The organism is Spirosoma sp. 48-14 (genome assembly GCF_001898575.1).
Classification (GTDB): Bacteria; Bacteroidota; Bacteroidia; order Cytophagales; family Spirosomataceae; genus Spirosoma.
Genome location: NZ_MKUD01000045.1, coordinates 360,633 through 381,463 on the forward strand (window position 1 = coordinate 360,633; position 20,831 = coordinate 381,463).

A 20,831-nucleotide genomic window follows, 5' to 3' on the forward strand; every position below is an offset into this window, starting at 1 on the left:
GCAAACAACGTCTTGTGAAATTATTCCTACTCTCCCTGTGCTTTTGTCTGTCGGGTCTCTGTTTTCAAACGCAAAGTCTTGCCCAAACCAAGTCTCGAGAACACTATAAGTACCTCCTCTACGTACCGAAAACCTACGCCACCGATCAGGCAGCGTATCCATTGGTTATTTACTTACATGGTGGTTCGCACCGGGGAGACGACCTGGCCAAATTGAAAGCCTATGGCTTACCTAACCAAGTTGAAAAAGGACAGGATTTTCCGTTTATCATCGCTTCGCCCCAATGTCCGGATGGTAAATTCTGGTCGACCGACAACTGGTTTGAGCCGCTGTATGACGAACTAAAAGCGAAATACCGTATCGACCCTAAACGGGTATACCTTACGGGTATCAGCATGGGTGGGTATGGAACCTGGCAAACCGCCGTAGCCTATCCCGACCGATTTGCAGCCATTGTTCCCTTATGCGGTGGTTGCGACGACTCGACCCAGATTTGCCGTATCAAACAGATTCCGGTCTGGACATTTCATGGTACAGCCGACGATATCATCCCTATCAGCGAAACCGAACGTCTGGTAAAGCGACTGGAACAGTGCGGTGGACAGGTAAAGTTCACCCGATTAGAGGCCGAAGGACATGGGATTCAATATCTCTATGGCGACAAATCCATCTATGAATGGTTGCTGAAACAGCACAAATAGCTGATCATTTCAACACAACAAAATCGGTAATTCCCTCTAGTAAGGGCCTCCATTCGGCAGGTGTACGGTAAGTTCTGAAATTTTTGACTCGGTGAAAAGTCAGGAAGTTGGAATTATGCTGATTATCGGCCCCGCCCATGCCATCGTCAAAAGCCGTCCGTGATGCAACGATAATATCGTTCCCATCGAATTGCCAGTCCAGGTACTGAAAACCAGTCGTCTCAATATCAGGATGGTATAGGATGATGCCGTGAATAGTCCAGGTTTCCAGATTGGGTGATGATAGCATTACCTGTGCATTACGGGCTCTTTCCCGCCTGAACGTCCGGTGGTTCGGTAATACATAGTTTGTGAAGGTAAAATACCGTTTGGTTTTCGGGTCGAACCGAATATTGAATTTCTTGCAGGCGCCGGGCAACTTTATAAAGGTCACAGTACTTGAATCGGCCGTTTGTCCATCGTCGCTTACCCGGTACATGGCTGCCTGATCGTCTTCCAGATTATTGACCCGAAGTAGATTCCAGATTTCACCTTTGGGGTTCATCACTACGTTACCTTCCAGCCAGGCATTACCCGGTCCCCAGGCCGATTTATTGTAGATCAGTCGGGGTGTAAATGCCCAGCTTTTCGGATCGAGCAGATCAGCATCTACAGGTGCAGAAGCCACAAAGCTTTGAAAATTTCCCCAGCTCGTTACGGGTACATTTCGCTCCATCCCTTTCCAGACACGTCCCTTAAATACCTGAACCGGCACCGACGCACAGTGATACCCATCTTCTTCGTTCAAAATCCCTTCGTCAACCCGGCTCCAGTTCCGTCCGCCATCCATCGAGCGTCGTATCGACATCCTGCCATACTCTCGGGTGGTGCCGAAAAGATACAAGGCGCCTTTGTTGATAAACAGGCTTGCCCACCACAGGCTGTCCAATTCAGCAATTTTCTGCCAGCTTTTGCCCCGGTCTGTCGACTCAAATACATGCGTATGCTGAGGGGTAGGCCCTTTGCCGAAAATATCGTGCGACGCGATGTAGTTTCCATTGGGCAAAATAACGAGGCTAGGCGAGCCAATAAAATTACGGGTCGATTTAGGCAAATGATCGATGACGACGCCCGGCACTTGCGAAAAATTCTGTGCCCAGGCACTTAGTATAACCCCTATCCAGAACAGCCAAATACACCCCAGTTGCTTGAAGCAGGCTAGTCTAAAAACAACCCGTTGATCGTTCATGCTTACTTTAACAGTTACTCTATTAATTCAATATAAGCCTACTTACTGCCCAATGTCTCAAAAAGCTATCTTTTGGAAAGAAATACCCAAATCAACGCCTACCCAATGTTCTGTTGATAGTAGATTAGATGGCTAGTAAAACAACAGACGTGAGTTAGTGATTAATTAATTTCGCACGACATCTCCAGCATCATGACCTACGACCGATCACTCACTTTTGCTCAACAACTCGATCAGAATGACCCGCTGCGTCACTTCCGGGAGCGTTTTCATATACCCCAACGGAACGGAAAGCCGTTGACTTATCTGTGCGGTAACTCATTAGGCCTACAGCCCAAAAGCGCCAGAGCCGCCCTGGAACAGGAATTAGCTACGTGGCAACATCTCGGTGTTGAAGGCTGGTTTGATAAACCGGAAAGCGGGGAACAACCGTGGCTTGGCTACCATACCACCTGCAAAGAAGCCTTGTCAGAACTAGTTGGGGCCGAACCTTCAGAGGTTTGTCCCATGAACGCCCTGACCGTCAACTTACATCTGCTGCTGACTTCCTTTTACCGACCGACCGGAAAGAAAGTCAAAATATTGACCATCAAAGGTGATTTTCCATCCGACCAATATGCACTAGAAACCCACATTAAGCACCGAGGGCTTTCGGTTGATGATGTTTTAGTTGAAATCGCTCCACACCCCGACGACAACCTCATCCATACGACCGATATTCAGAGAGCCATCATTGAACAGGCCGATTCGCTGGCCCTGATCTGGATGAGTGGCCTGAATTACTATACGGGTCAGGTCTATAACATGGCAACTCTAGCCGAAACGGCCCAAAAACATTGCATCCCCATTGGTTTCGATCTGGCCCATGCTATTGGTAACATACCGCTGCGGCTACACGACTGGGGTGTTGATTTTGCGACCTGGTGCTCGTATAAATACCTGAATGGCGGCCCCGGTGCAGTATCCGGCGTATTTATTCACCAGAAACACCACGAGCAGAACTTACCCCGACTGGCGGGTTGGTGGGGCTACCGGGAAGATCGGCGTTTCGAAATGACACCCGGTTTTCTGCCAGAGCACGGGGCTGATGGCTGGCAGGTAAGTACGCCCAATATTCTGGCGCTGGCGCTGCATCGGGCGGCTATTTCCATCACGGCAGAAGCAGGCATAGCAGCCCTCCGGCAAAAAAGCGAACACCTGACAGGCTATCTCGAATATCTATTAACACCCTTCAACGACATCCTTATCCTTACCCCCGACGATCCGAATCAACGCGGTTGCCAGCTTTCGTTACTGGTCCGGAAACAGGGAAAAAGTTTATTCAACTATCTAACCGAGCAGGGCATTATCGGCGACTGGCGTGAACCCGATTGCATTCGGCTGGCTCCTACTCCTTTGTACAATACCTTCGAAGATGTCTGGCGGGTTGGGGATGTATTAGCCCGCTTCTTTCAACAATAGCCTCGCCCGGGCGGCCCCGACGGATTGTTATGATTCTTATGATTTACACCGATCTTAATGAATCATAACAATCATAAAGATCTGTATTCTATTCACCTTGATTGAAGGCAATATTCCGCTTCAGCCCCTCTAATTTCGTCCGCTTTACGGCCGACCGACGGAAGATTTCCCGGAACACTTCTTCCGTGATTTCCTCCCAATCGGGCTTGGTGAAGGCAGATAATTCAGGATGTAGCTCAAAAGCAGGGGTCTGGTGTGGCCGGGCAAATCGATTCCAGGGGCAGACATCCTGACAGATATCACAGCCGAAAATCCAGTTGTCAAATTTCCCCCGCACCTCTTCGGGAATGGCCTCTTTCAGTTCAATCGTAAAGTAGGAAATGCACTTACTCCCGTCTACCACATAGGGGGCCACGATAGCATCCGTCGGGCAAGCATCAATGCAACGCGTGCAGGTACCGCAATAATCTGTGATGGGGCCGTCGGGCTCCAGTTCGAGGTCCAGAATTAGTTCACCAATAAAAAAGAACGAGCCAATCTCCCGATTAATCAGATTCGTGTGTTTACCAATCCAGCCTAAACCCGCACGTTTAGCCCAGGCTTTGTCCATCACCGGGGCCGAATCAACAAAAACCCGGCCATTTACCGCACCAATTTCTTCCTCAATAAAGGCTAGCAAGTCTTTCAGTTTGTCTTTAATAACGAAATGGTAATCGGTGCCATACGCATATTTCGACAGCTTGAAATCGTCGTCACCTTCGGGCAGACGTTGTTCGGGGTAATAGTTGAGTAGCACCGTGATGACTGACTTGGCCCCATCGACCAGTAATCGCGGGTCAAGTCGTTTATCGAAATGATTGGCCATGTAATTCATCTGGCCCTGCATCCCGTTTTTAAGCCAGGCTTCCAGCCGGGGCGCTTCCTCTTCCAGAAAGTCCGCTTTAGACACCCCACAAAAGTCAAAGCCTATTTCGGCCGCTTTCACTTTAATGCGTTGCGTATAGGCACGGGAGGGAGAATGCATTGAATTGTAGTATGAAGACTGACAATGGACTGTTGCCACTTACACAGTAAAACGAGATTCGGCACTTTTTAAATCCTGTGAATCGCTCAAATCTTGAAAATCCCGGTGCAAAATCATGACAGATTAAAAAATGACGGTGCAGAAATTGTGTCAACTTGGCAGAAAATACCGATTTGGCCGGGCTTTTGCGCATCTTTGCATATGAATTTCTGGAAGCGAAATAGAAGCTCATCAATGGAAAATAAAGACATTTTGGACGAACAAGCGTCTATGGATACCCCACAGCCTGACAACCTGACAAACGAAGAAGCGGTAACGGTCAATGGTGGAGAAACCGAAGACCCCAAACAGACGGCTCCAGCCGACGATTTTATTGCTGAAACCAACCGAATTGGCAGCGAATTAGCCGAACTGAAAGATAAATACCTGCGTTTATACGCTGATTTCGAGAACTTCCGCCGTCGTACAGCCAAGGAAAAGCTTGATCTGATCGGCAACGCCAACGAAAGTGTATTGCAGTCGATGATTCCTGTTGTCGATGATTTCGAACGGGCTTTGCAATCGATCGATAAGACCGACGATGTTGCTGCTGTCAAAGAAGGCGTATCGTTGATTTATAACAAGTTATTCAAGACCCTTGAAAGCAAAGGCCTGAAACCGATGGTCTCAAAAGGCGAGCCGTTCAATGCCGACCTGCACGAGTCCGTTACGCAATTTCCTGCCCCGAGCGAAGACCTTAAAGGTAAGGTGATCGACGAAATCGAAAAAGGATATTACCTGAATGACAAAGTCATCCGGTTCGCAAAAGTGATTGTAGGCAGTTAAAATCAATGATTGAATGACTGAATGGTTGAATGATTGAATAGGGTATAGATTAACTATTCAATCATTCAATCATTCAGTCATTCAATCATTCAAAGATATGGCAACGAAGCGCGATTATTACGAAATTCTGGGCGTCGATAAGAACGTCTCATCGGAAGACCTTAAGAAGGCCTATCGGAAAATGGCTATCAAATACCATCCCGATAAAAACCCCGATGATCCCACCGCTGAAGAGAAATTTAAGGAAGCTGCCGAGGCCTACGATGTGCTGAACGATCCCCAGAAGCGGGCTCGTTATGACCAGTTTGGGCATGCGGGTATGGGTGGTGCGGCCGGTGGATATGGCGCTGGTGGGCCAACTATGGAAGATATTTTCAGCCAGTTTGGCGACGTTTTCGGCGACGATTCTCCGTTTGGCAGCTTTTTCCGTGGAGCTAACGGTGGAGGAGGCCGTCAACGCGTTCGTCGTGGTTCCGACCTTCGCATCAAGCTAAAGCTGAACCTACAGGAAGTAGCCAATGGCGTTGAAAAGAAAATTAAGGTAAAACGCCATGTAACCTGTAACACCTGTGGCGGCAATGGCTCTAAAAATGGTACGGCGGTTCAAACCTGTTCGACCTGCCAGGGCACAGGCCAAACTCGCAAAGTGGTCAACACAATGCTGGGTCAGATGGTGTCTACCAGTACCTGCCCCACCTGTAATGGCGAAGGTAAAATTGTAACTGACCGTTGTGACGCCTGTTTTGGCGAAGGGCGCGTGTTGCAGGAAGATGTTATCCCGATCAAAATTCCGGCGGGTGTTGCCGAAGGTATTCAGCTATCGGTGGGTGGCAAAGGTAACGTTCCGCCACGCGGTGGTGTTGCTGGCGATCTGCTGATCGTGATTGAGGAAGAAGAAGATGCAGACCTGAAACGTGATGGCAACAACGTTGTGTTCGACCTATATGTCAGCTTCATCGATGCAGCCATCGGTACCAGTGTGGAAGTGCCAACGATTGATGGCAAAGCCCGCATTACCCTCGATCCGGGTACACAAAGTGGTAAAATCCTACGTCTGAAAGGAAAGGGAATTAAAGAACTCAATGGCTATGGCCGAGGGGACGAACTGGTTCATGTAAATGTCTGGACGCCCAAAACGCTTTCCTCCGAAGAACGGTCGATTCTGGAGAAGTTGCGCAACTCGCCCAATTTCCAGCCCAAACCCAACAAAAACGAAAAAGGGTTCTTCGATAAGATGAAAGACTTTTTTCATGGTTGATTACCAGCCAATCTGATACATAACAAAGGATCAAATTAGCCCCGAAAGGGGCTTTTTTGTTGCCCTTATTACTCCGCCAATAAAACATTGAGGCTCACTGCATGCCACCAAAGCACTTATGATTTTACCACAAATGAAAATAGTTACACTATTACTTGAAACAAAGGCTATTCCGCTTATATTCAGGCCGAAAAGATAACACCAGAGGTAATCATACGCCTAATAACCTTGTCATGAAAAAAGCTTTACTTTTCTGCCTCATTCAATGGTCTGTCTTAACGGCTTCCGGCCAATATTTACCTGTCAGAAATTCGTTTCGAGTGGGTATGAATATGATGACTTTGGGAGGTATCGATGCGATCGGCTTACACTACCAGGCCCGGTATGCCAGACATCTGGCCTCTGATCGATTGTTGCTAGCCCTCTCGGCTGGCTACTTCCAACGAAACAACCGAGAATCTATAGCCTCAGACCTCTATGCCGATAGCGACCAAAAGCAGCGGCTTACCACCGATTTTAGCGTTTTAGTTGATCTGTTACCCTCCAGCCGATCTGCATTACGTATAGGAGGTGGACTTTCGTACTGGTACCGTTCCGACAAGCTGATAACCGCCAGAAACTACAGCTGGTCCACCACCAGTGGTTATTATGACTTTCAAACCAGTTGGAGTGACGAAAAGGAATGGAACTTGGGCTATCACTTAACCCTGGAATACGAGACGCGGTTAAGCCCTCAATTGGCGCTTAATGGCCAGATTGGCTGGGCCAATTTCACGCGAGATCGACTCCGGCGCAATGGGGGCATATTTTCAGGAAACACGATTCCCGTTTTCCAGAGCGCACAGGCTGGCCTGGGGCTGAGTTATCTCTTTTAACGTGAGTCAGCACTAAATGAGATCACTTTATCATCGGCACAGAAGGCAGCCTGAACTGGGCTACCTCAGCAGATAAAGCCGTTCTGTTTTGTTTTAGGGAAGCAACAAACAAACTGGTATCAGAGCCATAACTACGTTGACAAACACCGAATAAAAGAACTCCCTGCTGGCCCGAAGCACTCGTAAACGGTTTATACCGATATACATTTCGTTCAACAATCTGCAGCGATCGGCCGTCGGGAGCGGGTTGGCTCATGACAAAGTCGAGTAAGATTTCTCCTGTTGCTGGCTGTTTGCTAAGCTGATACTTCACTAGGGGATTGGGCCCATTCTGCTGGTTAATTTCGGCTATTTTCGACGCTACCACCTGATTGAGGTCAACATGGCCGGTCACAACATCCAGCATAAGCATTGTTTTGAATGCGTTCGGATTCTCGCCTTTGCTAAGATATTCCTGCTTGTAGAAAGTCGAATTGGGGTGTGAACTCCAAGTCAGATGGTAAGGAACCCCTTTAAACAGAATCGGGCCAGGCACCTGTAAGTAGTTAGCAGGACCCGGCTGCGCTTGTGCCGGTGACCCCAGTAGGAACAGACTGGCAGCCAGTAATGAAAGATACGTGTTCATGTGTATGTCGTGTAGCCGACCTTGTATGGGGCCGTTTTAATGGCCCAAAAGTGGTAGTCTGGCTGTTGGTGAACAAGCCAGAATTTGTAACGAGCCTCAAAATGCCAACGATAGGCTGTTCCTCGACAATAACACGTAGCCGATTTGATCAGGCCAAATGGGTCAGCTTAGACTGTTCGATTCCCTAAGACACCATTTAGTAAATTTACGATAAAACAGATCGATACTAGAGTGACATCGATAAAACAGAAAAGTCTAATTCAGTAACATACGCAATTAGATACTAGAAAACCTATCAGCTATATTATGAATTACCAGACCAAACCCACTATTCAGGAAGTTATCGATCAGGCTAAATATTATTTTGACCAGGGAATTAGCCAGTCCGAAGCAATCCGGCTAGCTATTGCCGCCAGCACGCCCGGTTACTATACCAAACCTACTTCGAAGCCCGTGTTAGGCTACGTAGCTCGACCCAATTAAGAAGTAAGCCTTTACAGTATAGATCATCTACCTAGCTCCTATTTATTCCATCTTCTGACACACCCTCCCTGCGAATCATTACCAAATCAGAAGTACCATATTAATTGGGTTTGGATACCAAAGCTGTAAGATCTATACTGTGAGTAGGTATAAAAAGAATCATTAGCTGGCCGACAGAACGAGTAGCTGGCGGTGGGCTCAACCAAGATTGCTAATCCTGAATTAATTCGGTAATTTAACCCTATACCGACTACCCCCTCCGTGGTGATAGGGCATTCCGTGAACGTTTTACTCTTCGCCAAAATAGCCCCAACTGAAAAATAGGGAGATAATCGAGAGTCGGTTAACCGATGACTCAACAGAATCGGGAATTGCCAACCCTTGCTGATAAAGGGAGTATACTCACCATAAGGGCCTTGTGGACTTTTAATCATTCGGAAGCACAGGATTTTGAATGAATGCCTGGTCAGTTTGGGCCTTCTTATACATCAAGTTTTCGTACGAACGAATTGGTTATTGTAAAGCCGTTTCGGATTTGTTTTCTTTACTGATCAAGTTGAATCGACATGCGCTCAGGTTCAGCCAACTCCGTTATGTACGTATAGGCTTATGCACCAAACACTATTTCTTTGTATCTCGCTACTTCTCGCTGTCTCGCTACTGGTTATGGTTGGCCAGCGATTACACATCCCCACCCCTATTTTTCTGGTAATTAGTGGCCTGATCGTCAGCCTGATTCCCGGTATTCCACGCATTGAGATCGACCCTGAGCTTATTTTTATGATCTTCCTGCCGCCTTTGCTTTACGAAGCGGCCTGGTTCACGTCGTGGAAGGAGTTCTGGCGATGGCGACGGATCATTATTGTACTCGCCTTTGGTCTGGTCATCGTTACGGCCTTCGCCGTGGCTTACGTTTCGAGTGCTACGATGCCTGGTTTCACACTGGCGATGGGCTTTCTGCTCGGCGGTATCATCTCCCCCCCCGATGCCGTTGCCGCTACTTCGGTTTTAAAGAATATCAAGGTATCCAAAACCACGATTAGCATTCTAGAAGGCGAAAGTCTGGTTAACGATGCGGCCAGCCTGGTGGTATTTCGGTTTGCACTGGCTGCGGTTTTATCAGGAACCTTCGTATGGCAGAGTGCCTCCGTCGATTTCGTGCTGGTAACTTTACTGGGTATTGCTGTTGGATTAGGAGTAGCCTGCGTCTTTTACGCCATTCATCGCTGGTTACCAACTACTACCCGAATCAGTATTTTGCTAACCTTCATGGCGCCGTATATCATGTACATCGTTGCCGAAGAGTTCCACGTATCGGGGGTTATGGCGGTTGTCAGCGGAGGACTATTTCTGTCCAATCAGAGCCATGTCATTCTCAATCACAGCTCACGTATTCAGGGTACGGGTATGTGGGCCACCGTAGTTTTTGCCCTGAATGGTATTGTGTTTATTCTGATTGGCCTTGAGTTGCCTGTGATTATCAACGGACTTGACGGCTATTCGAAAACCGAAGCCATTTTATATGCCCTGATGATTACCGGAGTCATCATTGTTACGCGAATGGTATTTACCATTGCGTCCTCCTACTTCACCCAGTTTATTGGCCGGTACATTACCGTAGCCCGGCGTAATCCTGGCTTACGTGGGCCAATTGTTCTGGGTTGGGCCGGTATGCGTGGGGTTGTATCCTTAGCCTCTGCCCTATCCATTCCGTTGACATTACCCGACAACACACCATTTCCCCATCGGAATCTGATTCTGTTCATTACATTCGTCGTCATTCTGGTAACACTTGTCTTTCAGGGTTTAACCTTACCGTTTGTTATTCGCCTGGTAAAGCTTACAGACACCGACGAGGGTTTATCGGAAGATATGCAGGAATCAAAAATTCGCCTGAAAGTATTGAAAGTTGCCTTAAACCATCTCCGTGAAAACTATGCCGATCAGCTAAGTACCAATGAGTTGGTAGAAAATCTTAAGAATAGTATTGAAAGCGAACTCCACCAGACCAAACGGCACCTGGACTCGGTGGAAAACGATGGGGAGTCTCTGACCGAATATAACCAGATCATGGCCGATATTATCAGCGTAAAACGTGACGAACTCCACCGACTGCGTAATGTCCAGGAATTCGACGATGAAATTATTCGTAAAGAAGAGGCCCGGATTGATCTGGACGAAGAAAAAATCAATCACCCTATTCATTAATCCTTCTGCTCCATCCTCACATGCAGTTGTCCGACGTAGCCCACTACCGATTACATAACCAGCTGATTGCCCAACCAGCTCATACAACGATCAGCGCATTGGTGAGCTGGATGGGCGCTATGCAGGCGCAGGATGCTCATATGGTGAAATGGGCCATTGGCGTCAGATCTCCCGGTGTGACTGAAAGCCAGGTTGCAGCCGCATTGGATGCAGGAGCATTGATTCGGACGCATTTACTTCGGCCAACCTGGCATATTGTGGCCGCCGAAGATATTCACTGGCTGCTGGCTCTATCTGCTCCCCATGTGAAAGCGTCTATCCGATCAAGACTTAAGGAACTGGAAATCACAACCGACGTTCTGACGACATGTTATTCCATTCTTGAAAAAGCTTTATCGGAGCAGGTTCATTTGACCCGCCCGGAGCTGATGCTTGAACTCCAACAGGCAGGTATACCAACCGATAATAACCGATCGTCACATCTGATGATACTCGCTGAACTCGATGGCATCGTTTGCAATGGAATGACCAAAGGGAACCAGCTCACCTATGCCCTACTTCAGGAGCGTGTGCCCAAGCCCCAACCCCTACAACGGGAAGAAGCGCTGTTGAAATTGGCTCGTACTTACTTCTCCAGCCATGGGCCAGCTACGTTGTCCGATTTTGTCTGGTGGTCGGGCCTACCGATTACAGATGCCCGACGCGCCCTGTTGGCAATTCAATCGGACTTTGTTTCGGAAAACATCGGCTCCCAAACCTACTGGTTCGATGCCTCACAATATGTCCCGCCATCAGTCGACGAATCCCTGTATTTACTGCCCGCTTTCGATGAATACACGATCAGCTATAAAGATCGTAGTGCTGTTCTTTCTGCCGATGCTCATCAGATGGCGATTTCAGCTAATGGGATATTCAGCCCAATTATTGTTTATAATGGCGCGGTTATTGGGCTTTGGAAGCGAACCCTAAAAAAGGACAATGTGATTCTTGAACCCAGCTTTTTCGAAAAACCGACGCCGTCGATTCTGCGCCTGTTCGAAAAAGCAAGTGCCGATTTTGGCCGATTTCTCAACCGCAACCCTGAACTAGCCTACGAACAAAACAGCCCCGAAGCTTGACACTTCGGGGCTGTTGATGATAAGCCAGATCTTAGCATTCTACGGCTGAAGCCAGATCAACCGAAGGCGTTGATATGCTTCTGGAAGATCGCTTCATATTTATTAGCCGCAGCCGTTTGTTTAGCATCCTTACAGGCTTCAACAATCGTTTGCAGGATGTACAGATCTGAATCAGGACTGCCGAATCGATTGCCGTTTCCGCTTTTATCGTACGTCAGATTCTGGTCGGCACGCGTAGCCATGGTTTCGGCAATATCAAGGGCTTTCTTGGTATCACCTACCTCAAACAGGAACCGCACATAGTTTGACGAAATCTGGTCGTAGGGAATACTCTTGTCGGGAATCACCCGCAGCGAATAGTCGAGTACCTCACGCGCCTTATCTTTTTTGCCTTCCCGCATCAGTTGGTCAGCCAGTCGGAAGAAGGCAATCCGGGCCGAGATAACCGGCGGCCCTTTATACGTTTCGTCGTAATACGTGTTCGGATTATCAAAATCACGCCAGAAAGTTTTCTTCAGCATGTTATTGTACATGATATCGGAGTTCACGTATCCATCCGTTGCGCCCGGAATAGCCACCGGCATCAGACGATAAGCATAGCCTTCCAACTGCATGTAGTTTTTCAGGCTCAGGTAGTTATCGCTGGCCAGCGTGCTGGAGAAATAAATAGGTCGTTTCCAGTTGTTGGTAGCAATCATATCGAGCATGATCAGATCAGGCTTGTAGAGGTCCTTCTTGCCGATGGTCCACTGCAAGGTATCTTTCATCAACGGACGCAGATTAGCCGGAACGAAATTAGCCTGATCAACAGCCGCTTTGTCGATGGGCAGAAACAACACCGACGAGGGCAGAATGCTGGTCATATCACCACTGGTCAATGGCACCTGAATGGCCGGATTGTTGGTTTTGATGAGGCTGATATATTGCTTCAGATCAATACCATTCTTCACACCCGCCATTTCGTAGAAGGGTACAATGTCGTTTTTACCCTTGTTGAAGTTGTCGAACTCCAGCGAAATCGGTAGGGCATCCGACTCATACGTTTTACGTTTCATTTGCTGGATATACCATTCCGTGCCCAGCAAACTCAGGTTACACACCCGTACATCACGCCGGAAACCTTCTACCTCCTGAACGTACCAGAGTGGGAAGGTATCGTTATCGCCACCCGTAAACAGAACGGCATTGGGCGCACAGGAATTCAGCAGGTTTTTAGCAAAATCGACCGATTGATAGCGGTGATCACGGTTATGGTTATCCCAACTTTTGGCCCCCATCATAAGAGGCACCAACAAACATAGGCCAACAACCAGACCGTTTCGGGCCATATCAGATTTCAATGTATTGCGTATTCCTTCGGCTAATGCCATTACGCCCAGGCCAAGCCAGATTGCAAAGAAATAGAACGACCCTACATAGATGTAATCGCGTTCGCGGGGCTCAGTCGGTGGCGAGTTCAGGAAGACCTGTAGGGCAATACCCGTAAACAGAAACAGCAATCCGACAATCAGGAAATCACGACGCCGACGGAAATACTGGAACGCAATCCCAAACAAACCTAAAGCAAACGGTAGCATGTAGAAGTTATCGCGGGCTTTATTGGTCTTCAACAAATCGGGAGCACCGTTATCCGACGACCAGGGTAGCAGATACCCAGCGCCTTCTTCGTCACTCTCCCGTCCGGCAAAGTTCCACATCAGGTAACGCCACCACATGTGCCCCAGCTGATAGCTAAACAGAAACTTCAGGTTGTCGCCCATAGTCGGCTTCTGTCCTTCGGCCAATCCCAGCATCTGGCGATAGAGAGCCGGGTGGTTTTGCTGACTGCTATATACCCGTGGGAACAGCATTTCGTCGCCAGGAGCATAAACGTATTCAGGCTGATAGTCGAAAATAACGTACTTATTCGCTTCTTTTTTCCACATCGGTGCACCACGCTTCTGATCAATAGGACGCGATGTGAAGACGGGGCCATACAACAGTGAGCGACTTCCGTACTGCTCCCGTTTCAGGTACGACAGGAAGTTCAGAGCATCGTCAGGGTTGTTTTCGTTGATAGGCGGGTTAAAATCGGCCCGCACCAGCACCTGCATGTACGAGGCATAACCAATCAGTACGAACGCCAGGGCCAACAGAGAGGTATTCAAGACAGCGCGACGCTGCCGTACCGACCAGATGATTCCATACGTGATAGCACCAAGGAATATCACCGTAAAGAAAATAACCCCGGAGTTGAAGGGTAGGCCAAACGAGTTGACAAAGAGCCGCTCTACAGCAAACGCCATACTAGGCAAACCAGGAATGATACCAGCATTGATGATTCCCAGTATAACCAGCCCAATACCGGCCGCAATTACCCCACCCCAGAATGTTGGTTTCGGCTGCTTTTTGAAATAATAAATTAGCGCCAGAGCGGGCAACGTCACCAGGTTCAATAAGTGAACCCCGATCGATAAGCCCGTCAGATAGGCGATCAGAATAAGCCAGCGATTAGCAGCAGCCTCATCGTCGATACGCTCCCATTTGAACGCAGCCCATACGACAATGGCTGTAAAAAACGACGACATCCCGTACACCTCTGCTTCAACGGCTGAAAACCAGAACGTATCGGAGAAGGTATAGGCCAGTGACCCAACGGCACCCGCACCCAGAACCAGAAGCGTGTCGCTTGTCGTGTATTCACTTTCAGCCTTCCCAAATACTTTCTGAGCCAGCATTGTTATGGTCCAGAACAGGAAAGCGATAGTAAATGCACTGGCCAGTACCGACGCCATATTGACCCAATAAGCCACATTAGTCAGGTTGCCAAACGACAGCATCGAAAACAACCGTCCTAACAACAGGAAAAACGGAGCACCAGGTGGGTGAGGTACCTGCAGCTTGAACGAACACGCAATGAATTCGCCACAATCCCAGAAACTAGCCGTTCGCTCAACTGTCATTGCATAGGTGATCAGTGCAACAACAAATACGAACCAGCCTGTCAGGGTGTTCAGGCGTTTAAATGATTGCATACAAATGAAGATTAACGAATTACTTTTTGTGTAAGTAGGGTCTTCCAGACCGGACCAAAATTACACAAAAAGCGGCCGGGCCGGGTCATGAAGGGCTGTTAAAGTTTGTTAATGCACTTGTAATTAAACCCACTATTACAAGCTATAGAAAAGGGTAGATTACTACGTCGACATATAACCGTACTACTGAACTACCTCTTTTTTTATCAGCACAATTGCATGAAAGATAAAATTCGCAGTAAGATTTTATCGACAATCATTTAAATAAAATAATTTCAATTCAAGCCTATTCATCGTATCAAAAAAAGAGCAAATACTCAATAGTAATTTTAATAACAAATCACAGTAATTAAATAAAAAATCATTAACTTTTTACCTAAATGGACCTAATCATATATTCATTATTTATTTAATCAATATAGGCTCAAAAATAATCAACAATATTTAACAACAGTAAATTTATTTTTAAAAGCACAGAAAGCCTATATTTAGACTTTCTGTGCTTTTAAAAATAAATCTTATTCAACTAAAACTCTCAAATCAATTTCTTTCTGCAACAAAGCATCTTTTAGCTCTACATAATATTTCGGATACGATCTTCCGAACGAGTGCCAATAGTCTGGAGGTAGTTGATATAATAAATGCTGTATTGTAATATTTTCAACAGATACGGCCGTATCTATATGCCTTTTTATATCTAGAAGAAGTGTAGACCGTGTTACTGCTCTAAGTGGTAAATCGCGGATTTTCAGACGTTCATCGATAGCTAGCGTACGCTTTTGCCTACGGATTAATTCCTGATTGATAAGTTCCTGCATGATTAATAAGTTAGCCGTTGAGCTTGATTTTAATTGTTGATTTGTTTTCATAAATAGTGAGGGTGCGAAATTTTTTCTTTGATTAACTACACAAATAAAATCAATTTTTCTGTAACAAATTTCTTAGTATTTCAAGTATTATTTAGTTTTTTATTAAGCGTAATTTTTAAAATACAACAATATTATAAATTAAAAATATTACCCAAAAATAATATATATAAAATACAAATTTCAATAATAATAAAATAACATTTCACTTAACTATAATTCAATATTTCTATTGCAATATTTATATAATTCACACAAAATAATTTCAATTTATCATAAAGTGTTTTACATATTTTTATTTAAAATAATTTACGTAGTTCTGAATAAAATTCATTAAAATTTTCGCATTATCTACTATGCATTATTTAAAATATGACGATTTAAAAAATTAAAAAATCTATTTTCTATTTTCAAAAGTGTGAATATAAATTCTAAGCTAATACTGGTGAACACGCAATACTGAGCAATGGGATGCACATGCTTAGGCGCAAAACCTATCAGGAAAGAAGGAGGGTAACTTCGTGGAGGGTACTCAACGATGAACGATGTAATCCTATACAGGGCAGGACCCTAGCCACTATGACACGTCTAAAGTATGTCATCACCTGCCCAAGGGGTATTTCAAGAGAGGCTAAGACAAGACAAAACCCTAAAAATCAATAGATTATTCAATTTCGCACATTTCTATACCCATTCGCAGGAATCAGGCTAAGTCGGATAATGCGAGTGTGATAGATCGAGTTAACGGAATGTCTAGCTATTCTCGGATCGTTGTCTGAGAATCACCATTTGGCTTCTGGCAATGCATAAAAAACCCGACAGGATGCTATCCCATCGGGTTCAACCGGCTTACGCTATAAACTTCGTCTAATAGACGCAGATAGAATCTGAGCTGGCCTTATCTTAATAGATTTCTCCTCGCGCAGCTTTCAATGTGTTTTGCATCAGCGAGCATATCGTCATCAACCCAACTCCACCCGGAACGGGCGTGATGAAGCTTGTTTTCGGAGCGACTTCGTCAAATTTCACGTCGCCTTTCAACGCAAAACCGCTTTTCTTACTAGCGTCTGGCACACGTTCCAGGCCTACGTCGATCACCACAGCGCCTTCTTTAACCATGTCGGCCGTCACAAATTCGGGTTTGCCGAGAGCAGCTACCAGAATGTCGGCCGAACGGCATATTTCGGCCAGATTTTTAGTACGGCTATGCGTAAGCGTAACGGTACAGTTGCCAGGATAGGTGTTTCGTTGCATCAGAATCGACATAGGAAGCCCAACAATCTGACTTCGCCCAACCACAACACAATGTTTACCCGACGTTTCAATGTTATAGCGTTTGATCATCTCCAGTACTCCCTGTGGAGTCGCTGAAATATAAGCGGGTAAGCCCTTCGCCATGCGCCCAATATTGATGGGATGAAACCCATCTACATCTTTGGCAGGACTGATGGTTTCCATAACCCGGTCGGGATTGATATGGTCGGGAAGGGGCAGTTGCACGATCAGGCCATCCATATCCGGGTTTTCATTTACCTCGCGAACTTTATCCAGCAATTCGGCTTCTGAAACCGAAGGGTCGAACCGAATCAGGGTTGAGTGCATCCCAACTTCCTCGCAGTTTTTCATCTTCGAGGCTACGTACGTTTCAGAAGCGCCATTGTTGCCAACCAAAATAGCTACCAAATGAGGAATTTTGCCTCCTTTCTCACGAATCTGAGCGACCTCAGCCGCAATTTCCTTCTTTATTTGAGCAGACAGGAGCTTACCGTCTAACAGTTGCATAGGAATTAGTAATATCTGAAAATCTGGTGCGAAAGTACCACCTTATCCAGTATTCACCAGCACAAAGATTGAATAGTTTGTCGTTTATGATCTACAGTTTTCGGTATACGGTTTTCAGTACGCGAAGTGGGCATGCGCAGCCTACCAAACACCATACATCCTAAACCGAATCACCGACCATAAGCAAATTTGAGGATATAGCCTTTCTTGCCATCGCCTTCGCTGGCAATGTACAGATCGCCATTGGGCGCAAAACAGATGCCTTCGGGCTGACGAAACAATTTGGGGTCAAGTGGTTCTGAGTATTTGATTTTTGCCTGTCGGCTAGTAATGACTAATCGTTTTCCAGCCGACGTAAGAATATACCAGTCGCCCGTTATGGGGTGAACGGCAATACCCGATGGCTTGTAGGTTTCCGGGTCGATACCAGCCGCTTTAAGCTGCTCATCATTGAGACTCATATCCCGGAACACCGCTTTGTTCAACAGGTCGAACGAATAAACAGCTTTATCGGCCGATCCTTTTCCTTGTTTAACTGCAATCAGCAAGCGTTTCGTTTTAGGGTCATAGCCAAGCCCTTCGACTTCTGTTTTTTCGGGCAAATCCGTTTTTGTACGGCCTATTTGCGTCGATTCTGGTTTGAAGCGAAATAGATTGCCGTTGCTTTCGAGGACATACACTTCGTCGTTGACGTATTCTATGCCCTCAAAATCACCGTATCCACCGAAACCATAGTCGCTGGATACCTTACCTTTCTTCGTATCGAACACGTACACAACCGCTTCTTCATCCTGTACACACAGCAGTTTATCGTCTTTAAAATACGTCAGTCCCGATATTTCCTTTAATTCTTTAGGAAGGGTGTAATTCTCAGCAGGTTTGCCGAGTTCATAGGGAAGCTTGAAAGGTGCTTCGAGCGTTTCAGCCTCGGGTTTATCAGTCTTTTTTGAGGAGGGGCCGCAACTGGTCAGCAGAAGCAACAGTCCGATAATCAGACGATTCATAGTCGATCAGAATTTGAGAAGTGACAAAAATGCGCCATTTCCGACAATACCCTACAGTTTTACGACCCATTGCTGAATTTTTTGTGTGATCTTTCAAATTTTCGACCATATTGCAAGTACGAACCAAAACCGCTCTACCACGATTAATACCATTTACCTGTAATGCCCAATTTAGCTTCCGTAAAACGATTTCCAGGAGTTCTTTACGGCATAGTGATTGGCCTGCTGCTGGGGGCAATTAGTTATGCCGGTACGCTAGAGAGTGCTAATTTTCAGCAATATTATATTCTGGTCCAGGCACTTGCGCTGGGCATTGGTATCCTGCATGTGTGGTTAAGCCCCCGCTTTGCGCCCAATCTGGTTATGACGTTTGGCCTCGGGTTCATGACAACCCTGTTAATCCTGCTGGCAGGTATCGGCTTTGCCCTGCTACTCTATGCGCAAACGGGCTATCTGGGCAGCCGCTGGCCATTCGTTTCCAGCCTGTTACCATTTCTTATTCCATTTTTAGTCGTTCAGGCTTATCAGTATTTCATTCAGATTCCTCCTGCCCAATACAAAAAATGGTACTATCCGATCAATGGTGATATGCCCGATCTGGATCTGCTTGACCTCTCGAAGATTTTAGTGATTCAGTTTGAGTTCTTTAAAACGCCAGCCGATACGAACTACACCAATTTTAAAGCCAAAGCACCGGTAGCCATGTCGCTGGGCGATTTGTTTCTAGTGTTTATCAACGATTATAACGAACGCACACCCAACAGTCCCATTCAATATACCGATGCATCTGGCCGGCCTTATGGGTGGGTATTTACGAAGAAAACAGCCTGGTGGCAGCGTCCGGTGTATTTCGACCCGGCACTCGATTTTTCGCAGAACCAGTTGGTTGATAATGCCACGATTATTGCCCTGAGAGCCGAGTGATGGCCTGAGCGCTTACCGATAAAAAGAGTATCTCGTTTGCGTTAGCTCCCCCAACCAGAGCGCCGATTATTAGGACATTATGATTAATTAAGTTATTGACAATCATAATGCCCTAACAATCGGCGCTCTGGTTATTTTTACATAGACTCTGCCTGTTCCCTGCCGTATGAAACCCTTTTTACTGCTCGTTTGTGTCGTATTTGCCAGTTACGCCAAAGCCCAATCGCCTGCCAGCATTACCATCGGTAAAATTGACAGCCTTACATCCAGCATCCTGAATGAAAAACGGAAAATCTGGGTATACATTCCTGAAAGTGCAGGTGGAGATGTATTTGCGAAACCACGGTATCCGGTGGTTTACCTACTCGACGGCGATGCCCACTTCTCGTCTGTTGTTGGTATGATCGAACAACTGAGTCAGGTGAATGGCAACACTGTTTGCCCCCAGATGATCGTTGTGGGCATTCCTAATACCAATCGCACACGAGACCTGACGCCCACACACGTTGAAAACGATCCGCCTTTCATGGGTGGCGAATTTGCGAAGCCTTCGGGCGGAGGGAATGCGTTTCTATCCTTTATCGAAAAAGAGCTGATACCTCACATTGACTCGTTGTACCCTACGCAGCCGTACCGGATGTTGATTGGGCATTCTTTCGGTGGACTGGCCGTAATGAATGCGCTGATCAGTCGACCACAGGTATTCAATTCCTATATCTGCATTGACCCCAGCATGTGGTACGACCGCATGAACTTTTTAAAGACAACCGAAAAAGCACTCACTCAGCAAAAATTCGCAGGCAAATCGCTTTATCTGGGTATTGCCAATACGATGGGCGACGGCATGACACTCGCTAAATTACCGAAAGACACTTCGGCAACCAACCGCCATATCCGCTCCATTTTTGAACTGGACAGGCATATCAAGAGCAATTCGCAAAACGGTCTCCGCTATAAAAGCAGATACTATCCTGACGACACCCACAGTTCGGCTCCTCTCATTACGGAATACGATGGACTGCGGTTTATTTTTGATTCCTATAGCTTAAAACTCAGTTCAAAAGACTTTACTGATACCACAACTGCCCTGGCCGACAAATACGCTGCCCATTATGCCCGTCTTTCGAAGCAAATGGGGTACGCAATAAGCCCCTCCGAGGGCCAGATTAATGCATTTGGGTATCAGGCACTTCAGGGTAAGCATTACCGAAAAGCGGAAAGCCTGTTTAAACTCAACATCGCCAACTACCCCAATAGCTACAACGTGTACGACTCGTATGGCGATTTTTTCATGGCCTGTAATGACCCAAAGAACGCCATTCTGCAATTTCAGAAAGCCCTGTCACTGAAAGAAAATCCCGCGTCGCGGCAAAAGCTGGAAGCCTTGCTCAAACCCAAACCTTAGCCACGTATAAAACACCTGCATCTATCCCAG

17 protein-coding genes are annotated in these 20,831 nt (G+C 46.6%); 10 read left to right on the top strand and 7 right to left on the bottom strand.

Annotation, left to right across the window (positions count from 1 at the left end):
* The first annotated feature begins 14 nt into the window (after positions 1 to 14).
* A complete protein-coding gene (locus tag BGO59_RS23760) occupies positions 15 to 701 on the top strand; it encodes a PHB depolymerase family esterase (protein ID WP_293687403.1) in 687 nt (228 codons plus the stop codon).
* 4 nt (positions 702 to 705) lie between these two features.
* Here the strand turns inward: BGO59_RS23760 and BGO59_RS23765 are convergent, their stop codons facing one another.
* Complete coding sequence (locus tag BGO59_RS23765) at positions 706 to 1,929, bottom strand: sialidase family protein (RefSeq protein WP_293687404.1); 1,224 nt, start codon at positions 1,927 to 1,929, stop codon at positions 706 to 708.
* A 192-nt stretch (positions 1,930 to 2,121) separates the two neighbouring features.
* Between BGO59_RS23765 and kynU the strand changes: the two genes are divergently transcribed.
* Entirely contained in the window at positions 2,122 to 3,390 is a 1,269-nt protein-coding gene (gene kynU / locus BGO59_RS23770) for a kynureninase (protein WP_293687405.1), read from the top strand.
* An 88-nt stretch (positions 3,391 to 3,478) separates the two neighbouring features.
* On the opposite strand, the gene queG is transcribed toward kynU, so the two are convergent.
* Entirely contained in the window at positions 3,479 to 4,414 is a 936-nt protein-coding gene (queG, locus tag BGO59_RS23775) for a tRNA epoxyqueuosine(34) reductase QueG (protein WP_293687407.1), read from the bottom strand.
* 234 nt (positions 4,415 to 4,648) lie between these two features.
* Between queG and BGO59_RS23780 the strand changes: the two genes are divergently transcribed.
* The 3 genes from BGO59_RS23780 to BGO59_RS23790 all read left to right on the top strand — a co-directional run bounded on the left by BGO59_RS23780 (position 4,649) and on the right by BGO59_RS23790 (position 7,372).
* A complete protein-coding gene (locus BGO59_RS23780; protein WP_293687408.1) occupies positions 4,649 to 5,239 on the top strand; it encodes a nucleotide exchange factor GrpE in 591 nt (196 codons plus the stop codon).
* A gap of 97 nt (positions 5,240 to 5,336) precedes the next feature.
* Complete coding sequence (gene dnaJ / locus BGO59_RS23785) at positions 5,337 to 6,497, top strand: molecular chaperone DnaJ (protein WP_293687409.1); 1,161 nt, start codon at positions 5,337 to 5,339, stop codon at positions 6,495 to 6,497.
* Between the two features lie 233 nt (positions 6,498 to 6,730).
* Positions 6,731 to 7,372: a hypothetical protein gene (locus BGO59_RS23790; RefSeq protein ID WP_293687411.1), complete on the top strand. Its 642-nt coding sequence runs from the start codon at positions 6,731 to 6,733 to the stop codon at positions 7,370 to 7,372.
* A 22-nt stretch (positions 7,373 to 7,394) separates the two neighbouring features.
* On the opposite strand, the gene BGO59_RS23795 is transcribed toward BGO59_RS23790, so the two are convergent.
* A complete protein-coding gene (locus tag BGO59_RS23795) occupies positions 7,395 to 7,997 on the bottom strand; it encodes a hypothetical protein (protein WP_293687413.1) in 603 nt (200 codons plus the stop codon).
* Positions 7,998 to 8,303: 306 nt separating this feature from the next.
* On the opposite strand from BGO59_RS23795, the gene BGO59_RS23800 reads away from it, so the two are divergent.
* From BGO59_RS23800 to BGO59_RS23810, 3 genes are all read left to right on the top strand, one after another.
* Positions 8,304 to 8,480, top strand: a complete 177-nt coding sequence (locus BGO59_RS23800; RefSeq protein ID WP_293687415.1) for a hypothetical protein — start codon at positions 8,304 to 8,306, stop codon at positions 8,478 to 8,480.
* Between the two features lie 609 nt (positions 8,481 to 9,089).
* Entirely contained in the window at positions 9,090 to 10,688 is a 1,599-nt protein-coding gene (locus BGO59_RS23805; protein ID WP_293687417.1) for a Na+/H+ antiporter, read from the top strand.
* Positions 10,689 to 10,708: 20 nt separating this feature from the next.
* Complete coding sequence (locus tag BGO59_RS23810; protein ID WP_293687419.1) at positions 10,709 to 11,806, top strand: winged helix DNA-binding domain-containing protein; 1,098 nt, start codon at positions 10,709 to 10,711, stop codon at positions 11,804 to 11,806.
* A 56-nt stretch (positions 11,807 to 11,862) separates the two neighbouring features.
* On the opposite strand, the gene BGO59_RS23815 is transcribed toward BGO59_RS23810, so the two are convergent.
* The 4 genes from BGO59_RS23815 to BGO59_RS23830 form a co-directional block, all read right to left on the bottom strand.
* Entirely contained in the window at positions 11,863 to 14,820 is a 2,958-nt protein-coding gene (locus BGO59_RS23815) for a DUF2723 domain-containing protein (RefSeq protein WP_293687421.1), read from the bottom strand.
* Between the two features lie 518 nt (positions 14,821 to 15,338).
* Positions 15,339 to 15,689, bottom strand: coding sequence for a hypothetical protein (locus tag BGO59_RS23820; RefSeq protein ID WP_293687423.1), 351 nt, complete (start codon positions 15,687 to 15,689; stop codon positions 15,339 to 15,341).
* Positions 15,690 to 16,589: 900 nt separating this feature from the next.
* A complete protein-coding gene (locus BGO59_RS23825; protein ID WP_293687425.1) occupies positions 16,590 to 17,468 on the bottom strand; it encodes a bifunctional 5,10-methylenetetrahydrofolate dehydrogenase/5,10-methenyltetrahydrofolate cyclohydrolase in 879 nt (292 codons plus the stop codon).
* Positions 17,469 to 17,638: 170 nt separating this feature from the next.
* Positions 17,639 to 18,472 (bottom strand): SdiA-regulated domain-containing protein, encoded by an 834-nt coding sequence (locus BGO59_RS23830; RefSeq protein WP_293687427.1) that lies wholly within the window; start codon positions 18,470 to 18,472, stop codon positions 17,639 to 17,641.
* Positions 18,473 to 18,634: 162 nt separating this feature from the next.
* Between BGO59_RS23830 and BGO59_RS23835 the strand changes: the two genes are divergently transcribed.
* Together BGO59_RS23835 and BGO59_RS23840 are read left to right on the top strand one after the other, a co-directional pair.
* The gene (locus BGO59_RS23835) at positions 18,635 to 19,396 is read left to right on the top strand and encodes a TssN family type VI secretion system protein (RefSeq protein WP_293687428.1); all 762 of its coding nucleotides are present in this window, start codon (positions 18,635 to 18,637) and stop codon (positions 19,394 to 19,396) included.
* A 166-nt stretch (positions 19,397 to 19,562) separates the two neighbouring features.
* A complete protein-coding gene (locus tag BGO59_RS23840; protein ID WP_293687430.1) occupies positions 19,563 to 20,801 on the top strand; it encodes an alpha/beta hydrolase-fold protein in 1,239 nt (412 codons plus the stop codon).
* Positions 20,802 to 20,831 lie beyond the last annotated feature (30 nt).